This window comes from Massilia sp., from assembly GCF_046293535.1.
Taxonomy (GTDB): Bacteria; Pseudomonadota; Gammaproteobacteria; order Burkholderiales; family Burkholderiaceae_D; genus Telluria.
This window is the reverse complement of record NZ_JBKBOV010000016.1, coordinates 1-11122: the sequence shown is the minus strand read 5'-3', so window position 1 is coordinate 11122 and position 11122 is coordinate 1. Positions and strand designations below refer to the sequence as shown.

General features: G+C 67.6%; 11 protein-coding genes. 5 read left to right on the top strand and 6 right to left on the bottom strand.

The annotated features are described in order from the left end of the window. Positions 1-87 precede the first annotated feature (87 nt). Together ACK4S9_RS10865 and trxC are read right to left on the bottom strand one after the other, a co-directional pair. A complete protein-coding gene (locus ACK4S9_RS10865; protein ID WP_409725353.1) occupies positions 88-450 on the bottom strand; it encodes a DUF4870 family protein in 363 nt (120 codons plus the stop codon). Between the two features lie 119 nt (positions 451-569). After that, positions 570-1007, bottom strand: a complete 438-nt coding sequence (gene trxC / locus ACK4S9_RS10860) for a thioredoxin TrxC (RefSeq protein ID WP_409725350.1) — start codon at positions 1005-1007, stop codon at positions 570-572. Between the two features lie 105 nt (positions 1008-1112). Here trxC and ACK4S9_RS10855 point away from each other — a divergent pair, with 105 nt between their 5' ends. From ACK4S9_RS10855 to ACK4S9_RS10840, 4 genes are all read left to right on the top strand, one after another. Then, positions 1113-1901 (top strand): DUF72 domain-containing protein, encoded by a 789-nt coding sequence (locus ACK4S9_RS10855; protein WP_409725347.1) that lies wholly within the window; start codon positions 1113-1115, stop codon positions 1899-1901. Further along, the gene (locus ACK4S9_RS10850; RefSeq protein WP_409725344.1) at positions 1895-2677 is read left to right on the top strand and encodes a Mut7-C RNAse domain-containing protein; all 783 of its coding nucleotides are present in this window, start codon (positions 1895-1897) and stop codon (positions 2675-2677) included. Before ACK4S9_RS10855 ends, ACK4S9_RS10850 begins: the two co-directional genes overlap by 7 nt. Before the next feature lie 4 nt (positions 2678-2681). Next, entirely contained in the window at positions 2682-3098 is a 417-nt protein-coding gene (locus tag ACK4S9_RS10845) for a hypothetical protein (protein ID WP_409725341.1), read from the top strand. Positions 3099-3177: 79 nt separating this feature from the next. After that, a complete protein-coding gene (locus tag ACK4S9_RS10840; RefSeq protein WP_409725339.1) occupies positions 3178-3567 on the top strand; it encodes a cupin domain-containing protein in 390 nt (129 codons plus the stop codon). Between the two features lie 67 nt (positions 3568-3634). Here the strand turns inward: ACK4S9_RS10840 and ACK4S9_RS10835 are convergent, their stop codons facing one another. The 4 genes from ACK4S9_RS10835 to mfd form a co-directional block, all read right to left on the bottom strand. Next, complete coding sequence (locus tag ACK4S9_RS10835) at positions 3635-4078, bottom strand: hypothetical protein (protein WP_409725336.1); 444 nt, start codon at positions 4076-4078, stop codon at positions 3635-3637. A 99-nt stretch (positions 4079-4177) separates the two neighbouring features. Continuing rightward, positions 4178-5413, bottom strand: coding sequence for an SGNH/GDSL hydrolase family protein (locus tag ACK4S9_RS10830; RefSeq protein ID WP_409725334.1), 1236 nt, complete (start codon positions 5411-5413; stop codon positions 4178-4180). A gap of 363 nt (positions 5414-5776) precedes the next feature. Beyond that, the gene (gene serB / locus ACK4S9_RS10825; RefSeq protein ID WP_409725524.1) at positions 5777-6619 is read right to left on the bottom strand and encodes a phosphoserine phosphatase SerB; all 843 of its coding nucleotides are present in this window, start codon (positions 6617-6619) and stop codon (positions 5777-5779) included. Between the two features lie 14 nt (positions 6620-6633). Then, positions 6634-10080, bottom strand: coding sequence for a transcription-repair coupling factor (mfd, locus tag ACK4S9_RS10820; RefSeq protein ID WP_409725332.1), 3447 nt, complete (start codon positions 10078-10080; stop codon positions 6634-6636). 137 nt (positions 10081-10217) lie between these two features. On the opposite strand from mfd, the gene ACK4S9_RS10815 reads away from it, so the two are divergent. Continuing rightward, the gene (locus tag ACK4S9_RS10815) at positions 10218-10889 is read left to right on the top strand and encodes a class I SAM-dependent methyltransferase (protein WP_409725330.1); all 672 of its coding nucleotides are present in this window, start codon (positions 10218-10220) and stop codon (positions 10887-10889) included. Positions 10890-11122: the final 233 nt, after the last annotated feature.

Here is an 11122-nt window from a genome sequence, read left to right as displayed (position 1 = left end):
GCGCGGGGATGTAGGAAAGGGACGTTCGCTTGCGCGAACGTCCCTTTTTTTCGGGCCGGACAGGGCGGCGGCGCCGCCCTGTTTGCCTCAGACCGGCATCGGGCGGTTGCTGTTCAGGTCCAGGAAGCCGCGGATGATGCGGTAGGCCGCCCACAGCCAGGCCGCGCCCCAGACGATCAGGGCGATCGGGATGCCGATGATGGTGGCCGCCAGCACCCAGGCCAGCACCGACCACACCAGGTACCACCAGAAGGCGCGGATCATCCAGGTATGGTGCGAATACACGATGGTGCCCTGGGTTTCCGGACGCTTCACGTAGTTGACGATCAGCACCAGGAGCGAGAGCAGGCCGGCCGAGAACAGGAAGGTCAGGGCGTGGGCGATGTACAGGATGCGCGCGAACTGCTTGGCGTCCTCGGTTCCGCGATCCATTACCAGGTCTTGCGACATCAGTTTTCTCCTTTAGGGGAACACGGGAACGCCCCGCACGCGACGATTGTAGCAGGCAGTGCTGCCGTTTTGCCAACATGAGGGCCGAAGCCGGCTTCTTCAAGACCGGCCCTGCGCGCTCACCCCAGCTGCGATTCGACCCAGGCCACCAGCCGGCCCGCATCCATGGCCCCGGACTGGCGCGCCACTTCGCGTCCGCCGCGCAGCAGCGCCAGGGTCGGGATGCTGCGGATCGCGTAGCGGGCCGCCAGGTCCTGGTTGCGTTCGGTATCGACCTTGAGCAGGCGCACCGCCGGCTCGAGCCGCTGGGCCGCCTGGGCGAAGTGCGGCGCCATCATCTTGCAGGGGCCGCACCATTCGGCCCAGAAATCGACCAGCACCGGGATGTCGCTGCGCCCCGCGTGCCTGGTAAAGCGCGCGCTGTCGACCTCGAGGGGACGCCCGGTAAACAAGGCCTGGGCGCACTTGCCGCAGACGGGCGCGTCGCGCAGGCGTTCGCTCGCCAGCCGGTTCACCGCATCGCAGTGCGGGCAGACGATATGGATGGGTTCGCTCATCAAGTTCTCCTCCGTTCACACAAGGGCGTATTGTAAGCCGAACATCATGCGCCGCCTTCCCGGCGCGTTTCGTAGAATAGCCTCATTGCCATCACTGCCGGACTTATGCCAGAACACGAAAATCTGCCTGGCCGCCTGCTGGTCGGATGCGCGGGCTGGAGCCTGCCAAAGGCCGAGGCCGCTTCGTTTCCCGCCGCGGGCAGCCATCTCGAACGCTATGCCGCCGTGTTTCCCATGGTCGAAATCAATTCGTCCTTCTACCGCCCGCACCGTCCGGCGACCTACGCCAAGTGGGCCGCCTGCGTGCCCGACGACTTCCGCTTCGCCGTGAAGGTGCCGCGCGCGATCACGCACGACGCGCGCATGCAGGACGTCGAGCCGCTGCTGGTGCAGTTCGCGGCCGAGGCGGGCGAGCTGGGCGACAAGCTGGGCTGCCTGCTGGTGCAGCTGCCGCCGAAGTTCGGCTTCGTCGACGAGACCGCCCGCATCTTCTTCCGCCAGCTGCACGCCATCTTCGGCCGCACCGTGGCCTTCGAGGCGCGCCATCCCGGCTGGTTCTCGGACGCCGCGACCGAGCTCCTGACCGAGAGCCGCGTGACCCGCGTGATCGCCGACCCGGCGGCCGGCCAGCCCGGCCCGCACGTGCCGACCAGCAGCGACTCGGTCTACGTCCGGCTGCACGGCACGCCGCGCATCTACTATTCGCGCTACTCCCCGGAATACGTCGAGTCGGTGCGGCGCGAACTGGCGCGCCAGACGGCGGCGGGACGCACCGCTTGGTGCGTCTTCGACAACACCGCGGCCTTCGAAGCGGTGCCGAACGCGCTGCAGCTGCTGCGCGGCCCGGACGGCCAGCGCTTCGACGAAGCCGCGGTGCCTCCGCTGCCATGGTAAACGCCAGCTTCCGCTTCTACGGCTGCCTGGGCGACTTCCTGCCGCGCGCGCGGCGCGGACGCGAATTTCGCGTTCCTTGCGCGCGCGATGCCACGGCCAAGCACATGATCGAGGCGCTGGGCGTACCGCATACCGAGGTCGAGCTGCTCTTGGTGAACGGCGAGCCGGATGGCTTCGGGCACCTGCTGCGCGAAGGCGACCGGGTGGCGGCCTATCCGGCCTTCGGGCAGCTCGACGTCGGTTCGCTGCAGCGCCTGCGCAGCCGGCCGGAAGGGCGCCCGCGCTTCGTCGCGGACGCCCACCTGGGCGCGCTGGCGCGCTTGCTGCGCATGGCCGGCTACGACGCCCTGTACGACAACCACTACCAGGACGAGCAGATCGAGCGCATCGCGCACGAGGAAGGGCGCATCCTGCTCACGCGCGACCGCGAACTGCTCAAGCGGCGCAGCGTGGAACTCGGTTGCTACCTGCATGCCCTGGCGCCGCAGGCGCAGCTGCGCGAGCTGTTTGCGCGCCTGCGCCTGGAACCGGGCATGCGGCCGTTTTCCTTGTGCCTGCATTGCAACCTGCCCTTGCGCCCGGTAGCGGTGGAGGAGGTGCAGGACCGCCTGCCGCCGCGGGTCGCCGAGCTGCACCAGGCATTCACGACCTGCGCGCATTGCGGGAGGGTGTACTGGCGCGGTTCGCACCATGCGCGCATGCAAGCGCTCCTGCGCGGCGTGGCGGCGTATTCGGCTGATGTAGAATTGCCGCCAACCCCTGACTCCCATCCATGACAGCGTGAGCGAGCACCTTTCGCCGTTTCCTTTTCCTGTGCGCACCGAGTGCCCGCCGGGCGCCTGCGTGTGCGAGCGCGAGCGTGTCATGGCCGACCCGCAGGCCGACCACCGGCCGCTGGCGCTGACCCGCCAGCAGGAGCTCAAACTGCTCGAACGCATCGAGCGCATCGACAGCTACGCGGACCTCCAGCACGTGCAGGAGCTGATCCGCAAGAACCTCGGCGCCGAACTGCGCATCGAACCGGGCCCGAACGAGGTGCGCACCGTACGCGGCATCATCGTCGTGCTCGAGGAGAAGCCGGGCCTGTGCAAGAAGGCGCGGCAGTCGGTGCCGGCGGCGGTGCGGCGGCGCCTGGGCGAGCGTCCGGAAATCGCCTATGCGCTGCTCGACGCCCACGACCTGTTCGGCTCGCCTTGACGCCGCACGCGTTCTCCTTGGCTCTTATACAATGTGGACGAGGCGGCAACAGCCGCACGCATTCATCAGGAGAAGAGCAATGTCGGGCTACAGCATCAACATCGAAGAGAAAACCCTCGCCGGAAACAACTTCCGCGAAGTGCTTTACACCACCAAGCGCAGCCAACTGGTCATCATGACCCTGCAGCCGGGCGAGGAAATCGGCCTCGAGCGGCACGAAGGCCACGACCAGTTCATCCGCGTCGAAGCGGGCCAGGGCGTCGCCATCCTGGACGGCGAAGAACACCAACTGGAAGACGGCGTCGCCGTGGTGATCCCGGCCGGCGCCGAGCACAACGTCATCAACACCTCGCAGAGCGAGCCGATGCGCCTGTATACGCTGTACACCCCGCCGGAGCATCCGGATGGCATCGTGCACGCCACCAAGGCGCAAGCCGACGAATACGAGCGCCAGCACCACGGCCACTGATCCTGCAGCAGGCAAAAAAAGGCCGGCATTCCTGCCGGCCTCATGAGCGGTAAACGCGCCGCAGGCTTCAGCGGCGCCAATGGTAGGGGAAGCGCGTCCCGATGTGGCCGCCCCAGCCGCGGTGGTGGCCCCAGCCGCGACCGAAATTGAAGCCGAGGCCGATCGAGACCGGCGGGTAATAGTAGCGCGGCTGGTACACCGGTTCCGGCACGTAGACCGGCTGAGGCACGTAGACCGGCGCCGGCTGCACGTACACCGGGCTCTGGTGCACGACGATCGGCTGTTGCGGCGCCGCGCCGTAGGTGCTCGTGCCGTAGGTGGTCGCGCCGGTCTCGCCGGCAGCCGCCGCACGGGCGCCCGTGCCCAGCGGCACCGGCGTCACCGACACGACTTGCCACTGGCTCGGGTCGCCCGAGCGCGAATAAGCCTGGCTGCCGTAGTAATTCGGGCCGGGGGCGGCGCAACCGGCCAGCACCGCCAGCGACGCGCTAAGGATGATGAGTTTCTTCATGACGGTCCTCCTGATGCCAACATGATAGGAAAACTCGTGCACTGTACCGCGCGAAATTACACCCTGTTACACACCCGGCGGCCCGGCATCCTTCCCCTTTCAGGCCGAGTCGACGAGCAGCGCGCTGAACTCCCGCAGGGGCACGGCGGCGGCCAGGGCCTGGTAGCCGGCGTCGTTCGGGTGCAGGCCGTCGCCGCTGTTGTAGGCGGCGCGCAGGTAGGCCGGCGCTTGCGGGTCGCGCAGCACGCTGTCCCAGTCGACCAGCGCGTCGAATGCGTTCGATGAGCGCAGCCAGCCGTTGACCTGCTGGCGTACGGTCTCGCGCGCTTCCGAGTTGCGCCCGGAGCCCTGGATCGGGGGCAGTGTCGCCCCGAGGATCGTGATGCCCCGTGCGCGCGAGCGCATGATCAGCTGGCGGTATCCGGCAATCAGGTTGTCGCGCATCTGGCTCAGGGACGAACTCGATGCCAGGATGATGTCGTTGATGCCGCTCGCCACGATCACGCCTTGCACGCCGGGCGTGGCCAGCACGTCGCGATCGAAGCGCTCGAGCACGTCGTGGCCGGCCAGCAGCGCGTTCGGGTCGTCCACCAGCAGCCGGTTGCCGGCAATCCCGCGGTTCACCACGCCGATGCGCCCCGCCGTGCCCAGTTCCGCCTGCAGGCGCCGCGCCAGGTAGTCCGGCCAGCGCCGGTTCTGGTTCACGGTGCTGCCCTGGCCGTCGGTGAGCGAGTCGCCGATCGCCACGATGCAGGGCGCGCCGACGTCGACGTCCACTTCGGTGAGGAAGGGCCAGGAAGCGAAGCTGCGCGTGTAGCTGAAGGTGGTGCTGGCCGCGGCATTGCCCGAAGCGACGTAGGTCGACGACCAGGAGTCGCGGTGCAGCGTGCTGGCCCTGGCGGCTGCGCTCGCAGGAAAATACAGGCTGACGGCGAGGTCGGCAAAGGGCGCGACCTGGAAGAACAGGGGATCCGACAGCACGTAGGAGCCGGGCTGGATGCTCACCGTGCTCCTGCCGCCGAACGTCAGGGGATGGTTGGATCCGGCCAGCACGGCCTGGGCGTTGCTGCGCAGGCCGATCCAGGCCGCGTCGATGGCGAGCGGCGCGCTGCCCATCTGGTTCGACAGGCGCACGCGCACGCGCTTGCCGCCGATGCTTGCGCGTATGAACATGCGGATCGTTTGCCCGCTGAAATTGTAGTCGTAGTAGCTGCCGGCCGGGGCCGGCCCGGCCGGCGCACATCCCCAGGTGGCGCACCAGCCGGGCAGCGATTGCGCCGACACGCCGTAGGGCGCGACGGCAAGGCTGCCTGCGAGGGCCGGGGCAGCGAGCACGAAGCGCCGTCGGCCATGGTTTCGGGGCGCGCCCGGGTGGGCGGCATGGTTGGATTTAGGAGGGGAAAGGAGTGGAAACGACGTGCGGAAGGCCGGAATGGACATGGCATGCTCCTGACTAGTAAGGCGCAGCCGCGGCGCGGCCGCCCCATTAACATAGACCAGCGGTGCTGCTCATCCAATCGTGCGCGTCACATCTTTTGCGCTAGCTCGTGCTTGAGCGTTGAACTTACGGAACAGAGGAAACTTATTCGATTCGCGACGGTTCGTCAGCGCATGAAATTTCGTGCGAACATTGAATAGCGCCCGCCAATCCAGGCGCTATTCCTTGCAACACTATTTTCGACGCACGGCAAGGGGCTGTCACTGCAGGATCGTCAAGAGGCCGTCCAGGCCCGAGAAGTTGAGGGCCACCGAAGCCTGCGCGCGCACCACCGGCTTGGCGCGGAAGGCCACGGACAGGCCGGCGATGCCCATCATTTTCAGGTCGTTGGCGCCGTCGCCCATGACGATGGCCTGGCGCGGCTCGCATCCGTACTGCGCGCAGACGCGCTGGACGGTGCGCATCTTTTCCTCGGCGTCGACGATGCCACCGAGCACGCGGCCGGTGAGCTTGCCGTTCGCCACTTCCAGCACGTTGGCATGGGTGACGTCGAGCCCCAGGCGCCGCTGCAGGCGCTCGGTGAAGAAGGTGAAGCCGCCCGATACCAGCAGGGTCTTCAGGCCGGCCGCCTGCACGGCCTGCAGCATCGCTTCGCCGCCCATCGAGATGCGCAGGCGCTCGTCGTAGACGCGCTCGAGCGCGGCCGCATCCAGCCCTTCGAGCAGGGCCACGCGGCGCGTCAGGCTGGCCGCGAAATCGAGCTCGCCGCGCATGGCGGCCTCGGTGATCTCGGCCACCTGGGCTTTCAGGCCCTGCATGTCGGCGATCTCGTCGATGCACTCGATGGTGATCAGGGTCGAGTCCATGTCCATGGCCACCAGCCTGAAGTCGGCCAGGGTGCGGCCGGCCTCGATGAAGCAGGCGTCGACCCCGGCGTCGAACGCCGCGGCGTCGACGCGCCCCTTCAGTTCCGCCGAAAAAGCCACGTCCTCGCAGCGCAGGGCATGCTCGCCGAGGCGGGTCACGCGGGTTGGGTTGGCCAGCGCGGCCAGGCGGTCGAGCGATTCGTGCGAGGCCTGCGGCCCCTGGAGCACCAGGTTCATCGTCATTGTGTTTCTCAAGCGAGCAGTTGTTTGATGGTCTGTTTTACCTGCGTCACGCGCGCCGCCAGGTCGGGCATGCTGGCGCTGATGCGCAGCTTGTCCTGGCCGGCCAGCTTGATGTGGCGGTTCTTCTGGATCAGCGTGATGATCTTGACCGGATCGATCGGCGGCTGTTCCATGAATTGCAGGTTGGCGGCCTCGCCGTGGACGTCGATCTTGACGATGCCCACGGTTTTCGCCGCGATGCGCAGGCGGTGGGTCTCGATCAGGGCCTTGACCTGGTCCGGCATCTTGCCGAAGCGGTCGATCAGCTCTTCCTGCATGGCGTCGATCTTGTCCTGGCTTTCGCAGTTGGCCAGGCGCTTGTAGATCGAGAGGCGCTCGTGCACGTCGCCGCAGTAGCTCGATGGCAGCAGGGCCGGTACGTGCAGGTTGATCTCGGTGGTCGAGGACAGCGGCGCGGCCAGGTCGGGCTCCTTGCCCGCCTTGAGCGACTTGACCGCGGCATTGAGCATGTCGGAGTACAGCTGGAAGCCGACTTCCAGCATCTCGCCCGACTGGTTCTCGCCCAGCACCTCGCCGGCGCCGCGGATCTCCAGGTCGTGCATGGCGAGATAGAAGCCGCTGCCCAGTTCCTCCATCGCCTGGATCGCGTCCAGGCGGCGCTGCGCCTGCTTGGTCAGGGAGCTAGCGTCGCTCACCAGGAGGTAGGCATAGGCCTGGTGATGCGAGCGGCCCACGCGGCCGCGCAGCTGGTGCAGCTGGGCCAGACCGAAGCGGTCGGCGCGGTGCATGATGATGGTGTTCGCGGTCGGCACGTCGATGCCGGTCTCGATGATGGTGGTGCACAGCAGGATGTTGAAGCGCTGCGAAACGAAGTCGCGCATCACCTTTTCCAGGTCGCGTTCGTGCATCTGGCCGTGGGCCACGCCGATGCGCGCTTCCGGCAGCAGCTCTTGCAGCATCGCGCGGCGGTTCTCGATGGTCTCGACCTCGTTGTGCAGGAAGTAGATCTGGCCGCCGCGCTTCAGTTCACGCAGGCAGGCTTCGCGGATGATCGAACCGTCCTCGCTGCGCACGAACGTCTTGATCGCCAGGCGCTTCTGCGGCGCGGTGGCGATGATGGAGAAGTCGCGCAGGCCTTCCAGCGCCATGCCGAGGGTGCGCGGGATCGGGGTCGCGGTCAGCGTCAAGACGTCGACCTCGGCGCGCAAGGCTTTCAAGGCCTCTTTCTGGCGCACGCCGAAGCGGTGTTCCTCGTCGATGATCACCAGCCCCAGGCGCGTGAACTTGACGTCCGGCGAAAGCAGTTTATGCGTGCCGATCACGATGTCGAGCGTGCCGTCGGCCATGCCCTTGATCGCGTTGTTGATTTCCTTGCCGGTACGGAAGCGCGACAGCTCGGCGATTTTCACGGGCCAGTCGGCGAAGCGGTCGGCGAAGGTCTGGGCGTGCTGCTCGGCCAGCAGGGTGGTCGGGGCCAGGATCGCGACCTGCTTGCCGCCCATGACGGCGATGAAGGCGGCGCGCAGGGCCACCTCGGTCTTGCCGAAGCCGACGTCGCCGCACACCAGGCGGTCCATCGGGCGGCCCGAGGTCATGTCCTTGATGACGTTGTGGATGGCTTCAGCCTGGTCCGGGGTCTCGTCGAAGCCGAAGCTGGCGGCGAAGTTCTCGTAGTCGGTGCTGGAGTACTCGAAGGCGTGGCCCTGGCGCGCGGCGCGGCGCGCATACAGGTTGAGCAGCTCGGCGGCGGTGTCGCGCACCTGCTCGGCGGCCTTGCGCTTGGCCTTTTCCCACTGGCCGGAGCCGAGGCTGTGCAGCGGCGCGTCTTCCGGCGAAGTGCCCGAGTAGCGCGAAATGACGTGCAACTGAGACACTGGAACGTAGAGCTTGGTCTCCTTGGCGTACTCCAGGTGCAGGAACTCGGTCTCGCCTTCGCCCAGGTCCATGCTCATCAAGCCCATGTAGCGGCCGATGCCGTGGTTGATGTGCACCACCGGGTCGCCGATCTTGAGCTCCGACAGGTCGCGCACCATCGATTCGACCTCGCTGGTCGCTTCCTGCTTCTTCTTGCCGGCGCGCCGGCCCGAGCCCGCATACAGTTCGGTCTCGGTGATGAAGACCAGGCGACCGGCATGGTCTTCGCTCAGCTCGAAGCCGGCCTGCAGCGGCGCGACGCCGAGCGCGAGTTTCGCACTCGTGGCGCGAAAACCCTCGAAGCCTTCGACCGGCGCCAGTTCCAGCCCGTATTCGTGGAAGTACTGCTGCAGGGTTTCGCGGCGCCCGGCCGAATCGGCGACGATCATCACGCGCGCATCCTGGCGCAGCAGATAAGCGCGCAGGTTGGTCAGCGGATCGTCCAGGCGGCGGTTGACCGAGATATCCGGGATCGGCGCCGACAGCTCGGAGCTTGGGGCGGACGGGTCACGGCCGACAGTCCAGCGGGCGTGCGGCTTGGCGCAGGTGAAGAATTGCTCGGCCCCCAGGAACAGCTCGCGCGGTTCCAGGATCGGCCGTTCGCGGTCGCTTTTGAGGAACTTGTAGCGCGATTCGGTATCGAGCCAGAAGCGCTGGATCGCGGCCTCGATGTCGCCCACCAGGGCCAGGGTGGCGTCCTGGGGGAGGTAGTCGAACAGGGTCGCAGTTTCTTCGAAAAACAGCGGCAGGTAGTATTCGATGCCGGCCGAGGCGATGCCGTTGCCGATGTCGCGGTAGATCGGCGAGCGCGAAGGATCGCCCTCGAAGCGCTCGCGCCAGCGCCCGCGAAAGGCGCTGCGCGCCGCTTCGTCCATCGGGAATTCGCGCCCCGGCAGCAGCCGCACTTCCTTGACGGGGTACAGCGAGCGCTGGGTGTCGGCGTCAAAAGTACGGATCGATTCGATCTCGTCGCCGAACAGGTCGAGCCGGTAGGGCAGGGCGGAGCCCATCGGGAACAGGTCGATCAGGCCGCCGCGCACCGAGTACTCCCCGGGCGACATCACCTGCGAAACATGGGTATAACCAGCCAGTGTCAGCTGCGCCTTCAGCCTGGCCTCGTCCAGGCGTTCGCCCTGGCGGAAGAAGAAGGTGTAGGCTGCCAGGAAGGACGGCGGGGCCAGCCGCACCAGGGCGGTGGTGGCCGGCACCACCAGCACGTCGCACTGGCCGTTGCGGATCTCGTGCAGCGTGGCCAGGCGCTCCGAGACCAGGTCCTGGTGCGGCGAGAACGCGTCGTAGGGCAGGGTTTCCCAGTCGGGCAGCAGGTGGCAGGCCAGGCGTTCGCCGGCGAACCAGGGTATCTCGTCGAGCAGGCGCTGGCCGTCGCTGGCATTGGCCACGATCACGGTCAGTATCCGATTGTCGGCTTTCAAGGCCAGCGCGGCGGTGGCGAGCGCATAGGCGTCGCTCGAGCCGTGCAGGGCGGGCAGGGCGAAACGGGCGCCTGGCTTGGGAAGGTTTTTCTTGAGATCGAAAGGCATTGAGCGCGCAGTGACGTTCGCAACAGTGGTTGGCCATTATAGACGAATGGCTCTGGCGACGCCGGGCAGGACGCCCTGGCGAAACGCGTTCCCGGCCGCGATGCCGCGCTCCAGCGAGGTGAACGATGAGAAGTGCAATGAAACATTTTTCCGACCCGGGCGCGGTCGCGCATTACCACCAGGGGCCACCGCGCCTGGTGCCGGGATTTTGCGACCTGCAGCGCATGGCGCAGGTCTTGCTGGCCGAACGGGCGCCATTCGATGCCCGGGTGCTGGTGCTGGGCGCCGGCGGCGGGCTGGAGCTGAAGGCCTTCGCCGATGCCCAGCCGGGATGGAGCTTCGACGGGGTCGATCCGTCGCCCGAGATGCTGGCGCTGGCCCTGGATACCGTCGGCGAGCATGCCGGCCGCGTCAAGCTGCATGAAGGCTACGTGGACGCCGCGCCGCCGGGGCCCTTCGACGCCGCGGCCTGCCTGCTGACCATGCACTTCATGCCTCTGTGCGAACGCCGCCACGCGGTGCGCGCGATCCGGCGGCGCCTGCGGCGCGGCGCGCCTTTCGTGGCGGCCCACATGAGCGTCGCCGGGGACGAGATCGAACGCGCGCTCTGGTTGGCGCGCGACGAGGCCTATGCGGTGGCGACCGGGGCGCCGCCCGAGGAAGCGCGCCAGCGGCGCGCGCTGATCGAGCGGGTCCTGCCGGTGCTGGCGCCGGAGCAGGACGAGGCGCTGCTGCGCGAAGAAGGCTTCAAGGAGGTGAGCATGTTCTACGCGGCCGGCGTGTTCCGCGGCTGGATCGGCTACGCCTGATGTCGTTTTGCTTGTCGTGGGGTGGACGGCTTTGCCGTCGCTGCTGCCATTTCGCCTGCCTCGTCGATGCCCGCATCGGCCGGCACGCGGTAAAAGGCCAGGTCGATCGATGGTGGCGGATTTTCAGCGCCGGCGCTTGCGGGGGCGGTCGGATCCGGCCCCGCCCTCGGCTCCGGTGGCGAGGCGGGCCGGCCAGGCGCGCGGGCCGGTGATGCGTCGTGGGAACAACGCGG

What these genes read in the sequence shown, in the direction of transcription:
- ACK4S9_RS10865 (WP_409725353.1), bottom strand. Translation starts at nt 450, where the DNA reads ATGTCGCAAGACCTGGTAATGGATCGCGGAACCGAGGACGCCAAGCAG.
- trxC (WP_409725350.1), bottom strand. Translation starts at nt 1,007, where the DNA reads ATGAGCGAACCCATCCATATCGTCTGCCCGCACTGCGATGCGGTGAAC.
- ACK4S9_RS10855 (WP_409725347.1), top strand. Translation starts at nt 1,113, where the DNA reads ATGCCAGAACACGAAAATCTGCCTGGCCGCCTGCTGGTCGGATGCGCG.
- ACK4S9_RS10850 (WP_409725344.1), top strand. Translation starts at nt 1,895, where the DNA reads ATGGTAAACGCCAGCTTCCGCTTCTACGGCTGCCTGGGCGACTTCCTG.
- ACK4S9_RS10840 (WP_409725339.1), top strand. Translation starts at nt 3,178, where the DNA reads ATGTCGGGCTACAGCATCAACATCGAAGAGAAAACCCTCGCCGGAAAC.
- ACK4S9_RS10835 (WP_409725336.1), bottom strand. Translation starts at nt 4,078, where the DNA reads ATGAAGAAACTCATCATCCTTAGCGCGTCGCTGGCGGTGCTGGCCGGT.
- serB (WP_409725524.1), bottom strand. Translation starts at nt 6,619, where the DNA reads ATGAACCTGGTGCTCCAGGGGCCGCAGGCCTCGCACGAATCGCTCGAC.
- mfd (WP_409725332.1), bottom strand. Translation starts at nt 10,080, where the DNA reads ATGCCTTTCGATCTCAAGAAAAACCTTCCCAAGCCAGGCGCCCGTTTC.
- ACK4S9_RS10815 (WP_409725330.1), top strand. Translation starts at nt 10,218, where the DNA reads ATGAAACATTTTTCCGACCCGGGCGCGGTCGCGCATTACCACCAGGGG.